Annotated in this window: 15 protein-coding genes; 9 read left to right on the plus strand and 6 right to left on the minus strand. The window is 73.4% G+C overall.

Going from position 1 to position 14694, the window contains the following annotated elements:
* Positions 1-36 precede the first annotated feature (36 nt).
* Positions 37-192, minus strand: a complete 156-nt coding sequence (locus tag ACZ51D_RS18055; protein WP_189918519.1) for a hypothetical protein — start codon at positions 190-192, stop codon at positions 37-39.
* Between the two features lie 119 nt (positions 193-311).
* On the opposite strand from ACZ51D_RS18055, the gene ACZ51D_RS18060 reads away from it, so the two are divergent.
* From ACZ51D_RS18060 to ACZ51D_RS18085, 6 genes are all read left to right on the plus strand, one after another.
* Complete coding sequence (locus ACZ51D_RS18060) at positions 312-941, plus strand: TetR family transcriptional regulator (protein WP_465623710.1); 630 nt, start codon at positions 312-314, stop codon at positions 939-941.
* Positions 942-1107: 166 nt separating this feature from the next.
* Positions 1108-1932 (plus strand): S1 family peptidase, encoded by an 825-nt coding sequence (locus tag ACZ51D_RS18065; RefSeq protein WP_465623708.1) that lies wholly within the window; start codon positions 1108-1110, stop codon positions 1930-1932.
* A gap of 239 nt (positions 1933-2171) precedes the next feature.
* Positions 2172-3665, plus strand: coding sequence for a S28 family serine protease (locus tag ACZ51D_RS18070; RefSeq protein ID WP_465623705.1), 1494 nt, complete (start codon positions 2172-2174; stop codon positions 3663-3665).
* Positions 3666-3864: 199 nt separating this feature from the next.
* Positions 3865-4620: a TetR/AcrR family transcriptional regulator gene (locus ACZ51D_RS18075; RefSeq protein ID WP_465662774.1), complete on the plus strand. Its 756-nt coding sequence runs from the start codon at positions 3865-3867 to the stop codon at positions 4618-4620.
* Complete coding sequence (locus ACZ51D_RS18080; RefSeq protein ID WP_465662776.1) at positions 4604-6238, plus strand: acyl-CoA dehydrogenase family protein; 1635 nt, start codon at positions 4604-4606, stop codon at positions 6236-6238. The genes ACZ51D_RS18075 and ACZ51D_RS18080 overlap by 17 nt, the downstream gene beginning before the upstream one ends.
* Before the next feature lie 11 nt (positions 6239-6249).
* Positions 6250-7146 (plus strand): amidohydrolase family protein, encoded by an 897-nt coding sequence (locus ACZ51D_RS18085; RefSeq protein WP_465662778.1) that lies wholly within the window; start codon positions 6250-6252, stop codon positions 7144-7146.
* Between the two features lie 59 nt (positions 7147-7205).
* Here the strand turns inward: ACZ51D_RS18085 and ACZ51D_RS18090 are convergent, their stop codons facing one another.
* Positions 7206-8009 (minus strand): inositol monophosphatase family protein, encoded by an 804-nt coding sequence (locus ACZ51D_RS18090; protein ID WP_465662780.1) that lies wholly within the window; start codon positions 8007-8009, stop codon positions 7206-7208.
* Positions 8010-8125: 116 nt separating this feature from the next.
* On the opposite strand from ACZ51D_RS18090, the gene ACZ51D_RS18095 reads away from it, so the two are divergent.
* Together ACZ51D_RS18095 and ACZ51D_RS18100 are read left to right on the plus strand one after the other, a co-directional pair.
* Entirely contained in the window at positions 8126-9118 is a 993-nt protein-coding gene (locus ACZ51D_RS18095) for an Lrp/AsnC family transcriptional regulator (RefSeq protein WP_465623697.1), read from the plus strand.
* Between the two features lie 192 nt (positions 9119-9310).
* A complete protein-coding gene (locus ACZ51D_RS18100) occupies positions 9311-9814 on the plus strand; it encodes a hypothetical protein (RefSeq protein ID WP_465662782.1) in 504 nt (167 codons plus the stop codon).
* On the opposite strand, the gene ACZ51D_RS18105 is transcribed toward ACZ51D_RS18100, so the two are convergent.
* The 3 genes from ACZ51D_RS18105 to ACZ51D_RS18115 form a co-directional block, all read right to left on the minus strand.
* Positions 9805-10635 carry a helix-turn-helix domain-containing protein gene (locus ACZ51D_RS18105; RefSeq protein WP_465662784.1) on the minus strand — a complete coding sequence of 277 codons (831 nt, stop codon included), beginning with the start codon at positions 10633-10635 and terminating at the stop codon, positions 9805-9807. The genes ACZ51D_RS18100 and ACZ51D_RS18105 overlap by 10 nt on opposite strands.
* Positions 10636-10787: 152 nt before the next feature.
* On the minus strand, positions 10788-11273 hold the full coding sequence (locus tag ACZ51D_RS18110) for a hypothetical protein (RefSeq protein WP_465662786.1): 486 nt from the start codon (positions 11271-11273) through the stop codon (positions 10788-10790).
* Positions 11274-11412: 139 nt separating this feature from the next.
* Entirely contained in the window at positions 11413-12120 is a 708-nt protein-coding gene (locus ACZ51D_RS18115; RefSeq protein WP_360492854.1) for a 4'-phosphopantetheinyl transferase family protein, read from the minus strand.
* A gap of 252 nt (positions 12121-12372) precedes the next feature.
* Here ACZ51D_RS18115 and ACZ51D_RS18120 point away from each other — a divergent pair, with 252 nt between their 5' ends.
* Positions 12373-13809, plus strand: coding sequence for a choice-of-anchor A family protein (locus ACZ51D_RS18120; RefSeq protein ID WP_465662788.1), 1437 nt, complete (start codon positions 12373-12375; stop codon positions 13807-13809).
* Between the two features lie 199 nt (positions 13810-14008).
* Here ACZ51D_RS18120 and ACZ51D_RS18125 read toward each other — a convergent pair whose 3' ends face one another.
* On the minus strand, positions 14009-14638 hold the full coding sequence (locus ACZ51D_RS18125; RefSeq protein ID WP_465623692.1) for a TetR family transcriptional regulator: 630 nt from the start codon (positions 14636-14638) through the stop codon (positions 14009-14011).
* Between the last annotated feature and the right edge of the window lie 56 nt (positions 14639-14694).

Here is a 14694-nt window from a genome sequence, read left to right on the forward strand (position 1 = left end):
GGAGTGGACGCGGGAGTGGTCCGGGGAGGGTCCGGGTCAGCGGTGGCGCAGGCGGGCGATGCCCTCGCGGGCGCCGAAGGCGAGCAGCCAGGCGGTGATGGCGGCGGAGGCGGCGAGGAACACCGGGAGCGAGGTGTGGGCGGCGGTACCGATCAGGACGGCCATGGCGACGAGGGCGGAGAACAGGATCACGGCTGACTCCTTCGACGGCGGCTGTGGTGGCGCCGGTTTCGGTTGACAAGTGTTTACTGACTTCGGCACCACTGTACCCCGGCTGGCCAAGTTCGGCAAACAACTGTTTACTGAATGACGTGAGTCACACCGTAGGGGCCAGACAGGCCCAGAAGCAGCAGAGTCGGCGGGCGTTGCTGGACGCGGGGTTGCACCTGCTGGCCGATCAGAACCTGGCGAGCCTCGGCGTTCGCGAGGTCACCCGGGAGGCCGGGCTCTCCCCGGCCGCGTTCTATCGGCACTTCCCGGACCTCGCCGCACTCGGGGTCGCGCTGGTCGAGGAGTCGCTGGCCAGCCTGCACGTCATGATCCGCTCGGTGCTCGCCGAGGCCGGCGGCGCCGAGGAGCTGATCGACCGCGCGGTGGACGTGATCGAGCGGCACGTCCGCGAACACCGCGCGCACGTCCGCTTCCTGTCGCGCGAGCGGCACGGCGGGGTCCGGCAGGTGCGCGAGGCGATCGACGCCGAACTCGGCCGCTTTGCCGCCGAGGTGGGTGCCGCGCTCGCGCTGCAGCCGGTGTCGCGGGGGTGGAGCGAGCGGGACCTGCGGATGCTCGCCGAGTTGTACGTGGACCACATGGTGTCCACGGCCTCCGCCTTCCTGGAGGCGCAGGAGGCGGACCCGGCCCGGGAGCGGCGGATCGCCGCCACCGCGCGCCTGCAACTGCGCCTGATCAGCCTGGGTCGGCGCCACTGGCAGGGAAGTTGACCCGCGGGGCAGGGGGCGCGAAGGCGCCCCGGCCCCGACGGCGGTGCCAACCGGGCATGGCGGATCGGGATGGCCTCTTTGTCGCGCTTTGACTCTTGACAGGACGTCATGTCCGCGACAGCTTTGGTGGACCCCCACGTGGACCCCCCACACCGAGAGGTCTCTCATGAAGAAGCCGCTCATAGGCATGCTCGCCACGCTCCTGGCCGCCGGAGCCACCCTCGCCGGAGCCTCCCAGGTCCAGGCCGCCCCCTCGGCCACCGTCAACTTCGCCGGAGCGGTCGCACTCAGCAACTGCTCCGGCTCGCTGGTACGGATGCCCGGCTCGGCCGCGAGCGACCCCGCGCTCGTGCTCTCCAACGGCCACTGCCTGGAGTCCGGCATGCCCGGCCCCGGCCAGGTGGTCCTCGACCAGCCCTCCAGCCGGAGCTTCACCCTGCTCAGCGCCACCGGCGGACGCCTCGCCACGCTGCGCGCGACCAAGGTGGTCTACGGCGCGATGACCGACACCGACGTGTCGATCTACCAGCTGAACACCAGTTACTCCTCGATCCAGTCCCGGTACGGGATCGCCCCGCTGACCGTCGCCACCACCCACCCCGTCCAGGGCGCCTCGATCCGGGTCGTCTCCGGCTACTGGAAGAAGATCTACTCCTGCTCGGTCGACGGCTTCGCCTACCGGTTGAAGGAAGCCGACTGGACCTTCAAGGACTCCGTCCGCTACACCTCGAGCTGCGACGTGATCGGCGGCACCTCCGGCTCGCCGGTGGTCGACGCCTCGTCCGGCCAGCTGGTCGCCGTCAACAACACGATCAACGAGAGCGGCGAGCGCTGCACCCTGGACAACCCCTGCGAGGTCGACCAGAGCGGCACCGTGACGGTGCGCCAAGGCATCGGCTACGCCCAGGAGACGTACGGGATCCCGGCCTGCTTCGCCACCGGAAACCGGTTCGACCTCACCCTCCCGGGCTGCGCCCTGCCCCGCCCGTAGGGCACCCGCCCCGCCCATAGGCGGCCGCCCTGCCTTAGGCACCGCCCGCGCGTGGGCGACCCAGCGACCCGGCGACCCAACGGCCCAACGGCCCAACGACCAGCGCCCTTGCCCCGATGGGCCACCCGCCGACGGCGGATGGCCCATTCGGCCGTCCACCGGGCGGCCGCCGTACCACCCGCACCGCAGAGTTGTGTCCACAAGGCGGCAGTCATGTCCGTTGACCAGATGGAGAGTTGATGACCACCACGCTGAGAAGACTGTTGGTTTCCACCCTGCTGATACCGCTGCTCGCGTTCGGCGGGCTGGCGTCCCCTGCGCTGGCCGCCGACGCCCAGGGCGCCCGGACGGCCGGGTCGGCCCACGGCCGGAGCCCCGCCGACGACCCGAACGCCGACATCAAGGACCGGCTGGCTGCGATCCCCGGGGTGACCATCACCGAGGAGAAGCCGACCGACGCGGACCACCGCTACTTCCTCGCCACCTACACCCAGCCGATCGACCAGTTCCGCCCCTGGCTGGGCACCTTCCAGCAGCGCTTCAGCCTGCTGCACCGCGGCTACGACCGCCCGACCGTCTTCTACACCAACGGCTACACCCTGGGCACCACCCCGTCCCGCACCGAGCCGACCCGGCTGGTGGACGGCAACCAGGTCTCCATCGAGTACCGCTTCTTCACCCCCTCGCGCCCCGACCCGGCGGACTGGTCCAAGGCCGGCATCCGCCAGGGGGCCGCCGACTCGCACCGGCTGGTGACCGCGCTCAAGCGGATCTACCAGCAGGAGTGGCTGTCCACCGGCGCCAGCAAGGGCGGCATGTCCTCCACCTTCTACCGCCGCTTCTACCCGGACGACGTGGCCGGCACGATCGCCTACGTCGCGCCGAACAACACCGACGTCAACGACTACGCGGCCTACAGCGAGTTCTTCCGCACCGTCGGCACCCCCGAGTGCCGGGACCGGCTGAACGCCGCCCAGCGCGAGCTGCTGGTGCGCCGCGACCGCCTGGAGACCCGCTACGTCGCTGACAACAAGGCGGCCGGCTCCACCTTCAACACCCTCGGCACCCCGGACCGCGCGTACGAGGCGGGCGTGCTGGACGTGGTCTGGGCGTTCTGGCAGTACAGCCTGGAGGCGGACTGCGCCAAGGTCCCGGTGGCCGCCACCGCGACCGACGACGAGCTGTACGCCTGGTTCGACGCGCAGTCGGGCATCACCGGCAACAGCGACCAGTCGCTGGCGAAGTACACCGCGTACTACTACCAGGCCGCCACCGAGCTGGGCGCACCGTTCTTCGACGTCTCGCGCCTGAAGGACCTGCTGCACTACGACTACAAGGAGCTCTACTCGGCCCGCACCTACGTGCCGAAGGAGATCCCGACCGTCTTCAACCGGAACGCGATGCCCGACATCGACCGCTGGGTGAAGCGCGAGGGCGAGCGGATCATGTACGTCTACGGCGGCAACGACCCGTGGGGCGCCAAGCCGTTCCACCTCGGCCGGGGCAGTGAGGACAGCTACGTCTACACCGTGCCCGGCGGCAACCACGGCTCCAACATCGGCAAGCTGCCCGCCGAGCAGTCGGCGGAGGCCACCGCCAAGGTGCTGGAGTGGGCCGGCCTGGGCGACCAGGACGCCGCCCGCTCCCTGGCCAAGTCGCCGCAGCTGATCCCGGCCTTCGGCCCGCTGGACGTCGAGGGCCAGCGGCAGGAGCAGGAGCGCCGCCCGCTGTAGCGCGTCGGCGATCACCACGAACTGAGGAGGCTGCCCCGCTGCCCGGGGTGGCCTCCTCGCGTCGTCCGGGGAGACCCGACCCTGGGAGCCCCCACCCCGGCAGCCCGGACCCCGGAAGCCCGGCCCCCGGCCCCTGGCAACCCGGACCCCGGCGGCCCGGCCCCTCCCCGAAGCGCTGAATCAGTGCTTCAATGCTTCCGTGGCCTACCGACGCACGCCCGCCGTACAAGCCCGTCTGGACGCCCAGCGCGAGGCGGTGCTGCAGTCGGCCGTCCTCCTGCTCGCCGAACGCGGTTACGGCGGCTGCACGATGGCCGCCGTGGCGGACCGCGCCGGGATCGCCACCGGCAGCCTCTACCAGCACTTCGCCAACAAGGCCGAGCTGTCGGTGCAGCTGTTCCGCCGGGTGGTCACCCGCGAGATCGACGCGGTCAACGCGGCCGCCGCCCAGTGGGACACCCCGCAGCGGCGGATCGCCGCCGTCGTCGAGACCTTCGCCACCCGCGCCCTGCGCGCGCGCCGGCTGGCGTACGCGTTGCTGGTCGAACCCGCCGACGCGGTGGTGGACGGTGAGCGCCTGGTGTTCCGGCGGGCGTTCCGCGATGTGATCGCCACCGAGATCGCCGCCGCCGTGGCGAGCGGCGAACTGCCCGAGCAGGATCCGGTGCTGACCGCCGCGGCCCTGGTCGGCGCGGTCGGCGAGGCGCTGGCCGGCCCGCTCGCCGGCGAATCCGCCGAGCCTGCGGGGCCCACCGGGCCCACGCCCACCGGGCCCACGCCCGCCGAGCCCACCGATCCCGCCGAGCCTGCCGGGCCCACCGATCCCGCCGGCCCTGCCCGGCCCACCGGGCCCGCCACGCCCACCGATCCCCGGAGGGCCGCCGCCGAGGTGGTCCCCGCCCTGGTCTCCTTCACCCTGCGTGCCCTGGGAGGACGCGATGACAGCGACGCATGAGGTCACCAACCAGGTGCCCCTGCCGTACGGACACGACACCGCCGCCGACCCCGCGCTGCTCGCCGCCCTGCGGCGGGCCGGCGCGGGCTGGGCCGAGCCCGAGCTGCGCGAGCTGGGCCGGCTGGCCGGCTCCGAGCAGGCCGCCGAGTGGGGCCGGCTGGCCAACGAGAACCCGCCGGTGCTGCGCACCCACGACCGCTTCGGTCACCGGATCGACGAGGTCGAGTTCCACCCGTACTGGCACGAACTGATGCGCACCGCCGTCTCGTACGGCCTGCACGCCGCGCCCTGGCGGGACGAGCGCCCCGGCGCCCACGCCGCCCGCGCCGCCAAGTTCTTCGTCTGGAGTCAGGTCGAGGCCGGCCACACCTGCCCGATCTCGATGACCTACGCCGCCGTCCCGGCGCTGCGTGCGACCCCCGCCCTGGCCGAGGAGTGGGAGCCCCTGCTGGCCGCGAAGGAGTACGACTTCGGGCTGCGCGAGCCGCGCACCAAGCGCGGGCTGATCGCCGGCATGTCGATGACCGAGAAGCAGGGCGGCTCGGACGTCCGCACCAACACCACCACCGCGGTCCCGCAGCCGGACGGCACCTACCGGATCACCGGCCACAAGTGGTTCACCTCGGCGCCGATGTCCGACCTGTTCCTGACGCTCGCCCAGGCCCCGGGCGGGCTCAGCTGCTTCGCGCTGCCGCGCGTCCTGCCGGACGGCAGCCGCAACCGCCTGCACCTGATGCGGCTCAAGGACAAGCTCGGCAACAAGTCCAACGCCTCCGCCGAGCTGGAGTACGACGGCGCGGCCGGCTGGCTGGTCGGCGAGGAGGGCCGCGGGGTGCCGACCATCATCGAGATGGTCAACATGACCCGCCTGGACTGCACCATCGGCGCCGCCTCCGGCATGCGCTACGGCGCCACCCGTGCCGTCCACCACGCCCTGCACCGGCGGGCGTTCGGCAAGGCGCTGGTCGACCAGCCGCTGATGCGCAACGTGCTGGCCGACCTGGTGGTGGAGTCCGAGGCGGCCACCACGGTCGCGATGCGGCTCGCCCAGTCCACCGACCTCGCCCTGGCCGGGGACGAAACCGAGTCGCTGGTACGGCGGTTGGGCCTGGCGGTGACCAAGTACTGGGTGTGCAAGCGCGGTCCGGCGCACGCCGCCGAGGCGCTGGAGTGCCTGGGCGGCAACGGCTACGTGGAGGAGTCCGGGATGCCCCGGCTCTACCGCGAGGCGCCGCTGGTGTCGATCTGGGAGGGCTCCGGCAACGTCGCCGCCCTGGACGCGCTGCGCGCCATGGCCAAGCGCCCGGAGAGCGTGGAGGCCTTCCTCGGCGAACTCGACGCCGCCGCGGGCGCGGACCGCCGGCTGGACGCGGCCGTCGCCGCGCTGCGCAAGGAACTCACCGACCTGACCGACCTGGAGTACCGCACCCGCCGGCTGGTGGAGTCGATGGCGCTGGCCTTCCAGGGCTCGCTGCTGGTCCGGTACGGCGACCCGGCGGTGGCCGACGCGTTCTGCGCCGGCCGGTTGGGCGGCGACCACGGCGCGGCCTTCGGCACGCTGCCGGCGGGGGTCGACACCGAGGCGATCATCGACCGCGCCCGCCCGGTGCCCGCGTGAGCGGCCGGGAAGTGAGCGCCCGAGAGGCGGGCTGCCAGGGGGTGGCGGAGGTCCGCGCGTTCTGGCAGGCCCTCGGGCTGCCCGGCCTGATCGACGTGCACACCCACTTCATGCCGAAGAACGTCCTCGACAAGGTGTGGGCGTACTTCGACGCGGCGGGGCCGCTCATCAACCGCCCCTGGCCGATCACCTACCGCGAGGCCGAGGACGAACGCGTCCGGCGGCTAAGGGAGTTCGGCGTACGGGCGTTCACGTCCATGCTGTACCCGCACAAGCCCGGGATGGCCGCCTGGCTGAACGCCTGGTCCGCCGACTTCGCCGCCCGCACCCCGGACTGCCTGCACACCGCGACCTTCTTCGCCGAACCCGAGGCGCCCGGCTACGTGGCCCGGGCGCTCGAGGACGGCGCCCGGGTGTTCAAGGCACACCTGCAGGTCGGCGGCTACGACCCGACGGACCGTTCGCTGGACGAGGTCTGGGGACTGCTCGCCGAGACCGGCACCCCGGTGGTCAGTCACTGCGGATCCGGGCCGGTGGCGGGCAAGTTCACCGGTCCCGGCCCGATCGGCGCGGTGCTGGACCGGCACCCCGGGCTGGTCCTGGTGGTCGCCCACCTCGGCATGTCCGACTACCGCGAATTCCTCGACCTGGCCGAGCGCCACCCGGCCGTCCGGCTGGACACCACCATGGCGTTCACCGACTTCGTCGAGGCCGACGACCCGTTCCCGCGCGACGAACTGCCGCGCCTGCGCGGGCTGCAGGACCGGATCCTGCTCGGCAGCGACTTCCCCAACATCCCGTACCGGTACGTCCACCAGCTGGACGCGCTGGCCGGGTTGGGGCTGGGGGAGGAGTGGCTGCGGGCGGTCTGCCACGACAACGCGGCCGCCCTGTTCAAGCTCAGCTGACCTCAAGCTCAGCTGACCTCAAGCTCAGCTGACCTCAAGCTCAGCTGACGACCTCAAGCTCAGCTGACCGCCCCCAGCACCCCCAGCGCGTCCGCGTGCAGCCCGGGCGCGGCGGCGAGGAAGCTGTCGGCGTCGGCCGTCCAGGCCGCCCCGGCGGCGTCCGTCACCGCCGCGCCCGCCTCGCTCGCGATCAGCGCGCCGGGCAGCAGGTTGCCCGCGTCCAGGCCGTACTCCCAGAACAGCGCCAGGTGCCCGGAGCCGACCTGCGCCACCTGCAGTGCGGTCGGGCCGAGGTTGCGCACCGCCAGCACCGCGCCCGCCATCGCGGACAGCGACGCGCCCGCCCGGCGCAGTGCCACCGGGTCCCCGGCCACCCGCGGCGGCTGGCTGGTGGCGGCGACGGTGGCCGCCAGCTCGCGCTCCAGCGGGGTGATGGCGCGACCGTCCAGCTCGGCTCCGCCGCCCAGCACCGCACGGTAGGTCCGTCCGCCGTTCAGCTCCGGGGCGTGCACCACGGCGAGCACGGCGGCGCCGTCCCGGACCAGCGTGGCGGTGACCGCCCAGTGCGGCTGGCCGAGCAGGTACTGCACCGCGCCGTCGGTCGCGTCGCAGAGCCACCACTCGCCCTCGGCGGGCACCGAGTCGTCCGACTCCTCCGGCACCCAGCCGGCCTGCGGGCGCAGCGCGGTCAGCCGCTGCTGCAGCTCGGCGGCGGCCGGCCCGTCCAGTTCGGCGAAGCGGGCCCCGGCCTCCTCGAGCGTCCGCGCCGTGACGGGTTCGGTGGACCGGCGGGCCGCCAGCTTCGCGCCGACCTCGCGCACCGCGGCCTCCACACCCTGCGCCAGCGTCCACAGCTCGTTCATCACGGTCTTCCTCACCTGCTCACGGCCGGTTCGCTCCGGCCTCCCGAGACAAGTAGTACCGTCGGGGTTGCCGAACGGGACGCTCAAGCCGCCGAGAATGACGGGAATCGGACACCATGGACCTCTCCGCTGCCGATCCGGACGCCGTACTGGACGCGCTCGACCGCCGCCTGATCTGCGCCCTCCAGGTGGACGGACGGGCCGAGCCCGGCCGGATCGCCGAGGTGCTGGGCGTCTCCGCCCGTACGGTCACCCGCCGCCTGGCCCGGATGCGGCAGGCCGGGGTGCTGCGGGTGGTCCGGATGCCCGACGTCGAGGACGCAGCCGTGGGTGCGCTGCTGTTGCGGGTCCGGGTGCTCAGCGGCCGGGTGGACACCATCGCGCAGGCGCTGGCCGACCGCTCCGACGTCCCCTTCGTCGACGTGATGCTCGGCGGCCACGAGATCGGCGCCGTCATGATGACCGACGCCGGCGCCCGCGACCGGCTGCTGTACGGGCAGTTGCCCGCGACCGGCGCCGTCACCGAGACCACCACCCACGCCGTGCTGCACGCCTTCGCCGACGCCGGGCAGTGGTGGGCCGGCCACCTGACCGAGGCGGAGGCCGCCGCGCTCGCCCGTCCCGCCGTCCCGCGCCCCGCCGCACCCCCACCGCTGGACGGCCTCGACCGTGCGCTGCTGGATCGGTTGGGCGAGGACGCCCGGCAGTCCCACGCCGTCCTGGCCGCGGCCGTCGGCGCCCCCGAGTCGACCGTGCGCCGCCGACTGCACCGGCTGGACGAGCTCGGACTGCTGCGCACCCACGCCACCGTCGACCCGCGGCTGCTCGGCATGGCCGTCGACGCCAACCTCTGGCTGGACGTGCCGCCCGGCCGGCTCGCCGAGGTCGGTGCGGCCCTGGCCCGCCACCCGCAGGTGCACGGCGTGTTCGCCACCAGCGGCCCGACCAACCTGCTGGCGACGCTGTTCTGCGCGGACCACGGCGAGCTGTACCGCTTCCTCACCGACACCCTCGGCCCGCTCGGGGCCGCCCGCGTCGAGACCACGATCACCGCCCGCGCGGTGAAGCGGGCGGGGGTCCTGCTCCGGCAGCCGCCCCGGCGGCCGTAGCGACCGTACCCGCCCCGGAGTCGGTAGCGACCGTACGGCCCCGGCGGCCGTAGCGACCGTACGGCCCCGGCGCCCGGAGTGGCCGTTACCTGCGGGGTAATCGACGCCCGCCGTCGGGCCGGGCAGGGTGGGGGCAACCCGGTGAGGCCGTCAAGGCCCCGGGATCCCACCCCCGACAGGAGGCGATCCGTCATGTCCGCCCACGCGAACACCCTCACCCCCGCCCGGCCGGGTTCCGCGTTCTCGCCGTGGACGGTGCGCGGCGTCCTCGCCCTGGACGCCCTGGTCACCGGCGGCAACGGCCTGGCCTACCTGGCCTTCCCGGGCCCGCTCGGTGAGCTGCTCGGCCTCGGCCGCGCCACCCTGTTCGGCCTCGGGGCCCTCCTCGCCGTCTACGCGGTCGCGGTCGGCGCGCTGGCGGCCCGTCGGCAGCCGCCGCCGCTGGGCGTGCGGACGGTGATCGACCTCAACCTGGCCTGGGTGGTGCTCAGCCTGGTGGCGATGGAGGCGTGGCTGGAGCCGACCACCGCCGGCTTCGTCTGGATCCCGGTGCAGGCCGCGGCGGTCGGCCTGTTCGCCGTCCTGCAGTTCACCGCCCTGCGCCGGAGCGGGCGCAGCGGCGGGAACGACGGCAAGGGCGGGAACGACGGCAAGGGCGGGAACAGCCGCAACGGTGGGAGCGCCCGCTACAGCTGACGCTCCGGCCCCACCGCGGACTGCAGGAACCGCACCGTCGCCGCGTCGGCCGGGAGGAAGGTCTCCATGGCCAGCTCGGAGACGGTCACGTCCAGCGGGGTGTTGAAGGTCGCGACGGTGGAGAGGAAGGACAGTACCCGCCCGTCGTGGCGGATCCGGACCGGTAGCGCGAACGGGAAGCCGTCCCCGGCCGCGTCCTGCGCCGGGTCGTCGGCCGGCTCGGGGTAGCCGCGGACCTCCTCGTACAGCCGCCGCAGCGGTTCGGCGCGGACCAGCTCCAGCTGGCGCTCCATCCGCTCCAGCAGGTGGTGGCGCCACTGCCGCAGGTTGACGATGCGCGGCGCCAGCCCGTCCGGGTGCAGGGTGACCCGGATCGCGTTGAGCGGCGGCTCCAGCAGGTGCGGGGCGACCCCGTCCAGGAGCAGTCCGAGCGAGCGGTTGGCCGCCAGTACCCGGAAGCTCCCGTCGACGACGACCGCCGGGTACGGGTCGTGGGCGGCCAGCAGCCGCTCCACGCCGCCGCGCAGCGCGTCCATCGAGGGGTCGTCCAGCGGTGTCTCGGGGTAGTGCGGGGCGTAGCCGGCCGCGAGCAGCAGGGTGTTGCGCTCACGCACCGGGACGTCCAACTGCTCGGCCAGCCTCAGCAGGAGCTCCCGGCTCGGGCGGGAGCGGCCGTTCTCCACGAAGCTGAGGTGCCGGGCCGAGGAGTCCGCCCGCAGCGCCAGTTGCAGTTGGCTGAGCTGTCGTCGTTCCCGCCAGCCGCGCAGCAGCGGGCCGACGCCGGTTCCCGTCGGGCTGCCCATGCCCGCCATGATCGTCATGGCCCAGGACGGTACTCGAACAAGCCCGGTCGGCGGGAGGGGGCGAGGGGCGAGGGGGGACGGACGGACCGGACGGGGCCGGGTGAGGCCGGGTGGGCAGGGCGGGGCAGGGGGACGGCGGGGATCCGGGGGATCCGGGGGATCCGGAGGGATCAGACGCCGGTGCTGGAGCCCGGCCGGATGACCATGAGGACCACGACCACGGCCCACAGCAGGTTGAACACCCCGGCCGTCATCGGCAGCAGGCGCAGGCCGTTGACGGCCTTGGCGCGCTGCTCGTCCGCCGGGTCGAGGCCGAGCGCCTCCACGGCGGCCTGCTGGCCGGGCAGCACGAACAGCAGCAGCGAGAGCGCGGCGATCGCGGTCAGCACCATCGAGACGATCACCCAGGACTGGCCCATCACGTCCATCACCTGGGCCAGGCCGATGCCCAGCACCGGCACCGCGACCCCCAGCAGCGCGTAGACCTGGGTGATCCGGTGCAGGACGCGCAGCACGCCGCCCGCGTCGGAGGCCTGGTCCGGCCCGCCGGCCAGCGCGGCCTTCGCCCGGCGCGGGAACATGCTGACGGCGACCGCGACCGGGCCTATGAACAGGACCGACACGAGGACGTGCAGGCTCAGCAGGAACTTGGCCATGGCGGGGCACCCTTTGGATCCGGTGGGCAGCTGGGAAGCGGGCGCGCGCGGTCGGCGCGCCCACGAGCAGGCACGCTAACACCGCTTATCCACGGGCCCGCCGCTCGGGTCGGCGGTGGCGAGAGCCCGGGCCCGCGGTTCAGCCCGCGGCCGTCAGCTCCACGATCCGCGGTGCGGCGGTGCTGACCGCCGCGACGGCGGCGCCGTGCTCCGGGTCGGTCCAGTCGATCAGGTGCAGGTCCTCGTACCGGCTGCGCACCGGCGCCCCCGGCGGTACGGCCAACGGCAGGGCGGAGAGGTCGATCCGGCCGAGGGTGTCCAGGGTGGCCCGCCCGATCTTGATCAGCGACTCCTTGCGCACCCACAGCCGCAGGAACGCCCGGTCCGGCTCCGGGTCCGCCTCGACCAGGGCGAGCTCCGCCGGGGCCAGTACCCGGCGGGCGACCGCCCGCAGCGAGCCGCCGCGGCCGGACAGTTCGACGTCCACGCCGATCGGCCGGTAGCCGGCGCCCGCCGCGACCACGCCCCGGGTGTGCGACAGGCTCACGTGCACCCCGGGGTGGTCCGGCAGGTACGGCTTGCCGTGGTCGGCGAGCCCGCAGTCCGGGCACTGCTGGGCGAGCACCAGGCCCGCCGCCGGGACACCGAGCAGCCGCGCGGCGCAGAGCCGGACCAGCAGGTGCCCGGCGGTGAAGTCGACCCGCCCCGACTCGTGCCGGAAACGCGCGGCGCGTTCCCGTTCGAGAGCGGTCAGCAGGTGCTCGCCCGCCTCGGGGTGCCGCAGCACGGCGTCGGCGGACGCGACGGCGACGAGCGGCGCGCTCTGGTCCTGGGCCTCGGTGGTCATGACTCCAACCTAGAGCTTCGCGGGCAGGGGAGCGCACCCGGGAGATCGCTGGGCCGTTCGTAAGAATTCCGGATCGGACCTGAGGGTCCATAGGGTGCGAATAGTCCGATATAGGGTTGGATATCCCGGATTTGTGGGACCGCCAGCAGATCACACGGACCATGGCAGGTCATCCGAACCTGCCCTTTTCTCTGCGCGGAGGAACAGTCGATGGGGCAGGCCACCGGTTCGCCGGATCACCGAACGACCGCCGTGAGAACACCCGCCACCCGCAGCCGCCGGGCCGTCCGCGTCGCGGTGGCGACAGCCGTCGCCGCGCTGCCGCCGGCCGCCGTGCTGACGGTCGGTTCGGCCGCTCCGCTGGCCCCGCCGCTGGGCGCCTGCACCGGACCCGACTGCCCCGGCACCTGGCCGCCGTCGAACAACGGCGACTTCACCGGACGGGACGCCACCATCAACGTCTTCACCGGCGGCAACTACATTGTGAACGGCCGCGCCGCCGAGGCCGAGGGCAAGATCGTCACGCTGGGAAACCTGGCCGTCGACAAGAACGGCGGCGGCGTCTACAACATGGGCGTCGTCGGCGTCGGTTCACGCGTCGTCCCGCCCAACGGCAGCGACTTCGTCACCACCGGCGGGAACGCCGACGTCAGGACCGGCAACACCGTCCTCATCGGTGGCAGCGACTCCCACGGCCAGGCGTTCGGCAACCTGCGCCACGCCGGCAGCGTGACCGGCACCGTCAACATCGATCCCACCGGCCAGTCGATCCAGGACTCCAACGCCGCCGCGCCGTACCGGACCGTGCTCACCCGGATCGAAGAGGTCTCCGACTGCGTGGGGCGGGCCACCGCGACCGGCACCGTCGACATCTCCTCCAGCACGGCGACCTTCACCGGCGACGGGACCAGCGCGAAGCAGGTCTTCAACGTCACCCGGAACCTCGCCTCGCCGGCCGGGCGGCAGATCGGCCTGGTCTTCAACCGCATCCCGGCCGGCGCCACCGTCGTGGTGAACATGCTCGGCGACAGCCCGATCATCAACACCTACACGGGCACCGGCCTGGCAGGGGACCAGACCACCGAGCTGCGCTCGAAGGTGATGTACAACTTCCCCACCGCGACCACGGCCCAGATCCTCGGTGGCGCCCAGTTCCAGGGCTCGGTCCTGGCCGGCAACCCGGGCGGCACCACCATCATCGCCCAGCCGGGCATGAACGGTCGGGTGTACCTGGCGGGCAACCTGATCCACACGGGGACCGGCGGCTACGAGATCCACAGCTACCCGTTCGACGGGGACCTGCCGGAGTGCACGGTGACGCCGAGCCCGTCGCCGACCTCGCCGTCTCCGTCACCGACCTCGCCGTCGCCGACGTCCCCGTCCCCGACGCCTCCCTCGCCGACGTCTCCGAGCCCGACCTCGCCGATGCCCACCTCCCCGAGCCCGAGTCACCACTCGCCGTCGGCCAGCGCTTCGACATCGAGCGCGCACCCGGCCCCGACCAGCCACCATCCGACCGGCCACCACCCGACCGGTCACCCGACCAGCCACCACCCCGGTGGGGGCGGTGAGCTGCCCTCCACCGGTGCGGGCAACGCCCCGGTGGTCTTCGGCCTGGCGGGCGTCGGCCTGCTCGGCCTCGGCGGTCTGGCCGTGATGGCCGCCCGCCGCCGTGGCCGCCACGGCTGACGGCCCGTACGGGACGGCTGAACGGCTGAGCACCTGAAGAGCAGAACGGCTGACCGGCCGAAGAGCAGAACGGCTGAACACCTGAAGAGCTGACCATCGGCCCAGGTCGCCCGCGTCGATCCGACCGGGCGGCCTGCGCCGTCCCGGGCTCCGGCGCGGAGCAGCCGGGGGCGGGCCGACGGGAGGCCGAAGGCGGGGTCTACCGCTGCGCCGGGTAGTCCGCGAGCCCCGAGGCGAGCAGGTCGAATGCCTGCTCCGCCGCCGCCCGGACTCGCGTCCGGACGGCGGCGGCCGGTTCGCCGGCCACCATGGCCCGCCGGATCTCGCCGAGCACCGCGCGGTGGGCCCCCGCGATGGCTCCGGCCACCACGTGGGGGAGCGGGTCGTCCTCGGCGGCTCCCGACTGCTCGGCCAGGACGGCTGCCAGTGCCGCCTCGGCCTGCTCGCCGAGTTCCAGCAGCCGGGCCCGGAGTGCCGGGCTGTCCGCGACGATCCGCCAGAACGCCGCCATCCCAGGGTTCAGTCCGACCGTCGGTTCCCCGTCCTCGAGGGCGGCCAGCAGGTCGGCCCGGACGGCGGCCACGGCGGAGCTGCCGGCCGGGCGGCGCCGGACCACCTCGGCCAAGTGGGCGACCACGGCGTCCTGCCGGTCGAAGAACAGGTCTTCCTTGGTCGGGAAGTAGTTGAAGACCGTGTTGGGCGAGACCCCGGCGGCCCGGGCCACCTCGACCACCGTGACCTGGTCGAACCCGCGCTCGGCGAACAGGCCCATGGCGGTGTCGGCGAGGAGCTCCCGGGTCTGTTGCTTCTTGAGTTCGCGAAGTCCCATGGCGGGATCCTATGCCAGAATCATGGTGTCGCAGCAAACTTGCAGTGACACCAAAA

Source organism: Kitasatospora sp. NPDC033851 (assembly GCF_055576085.1).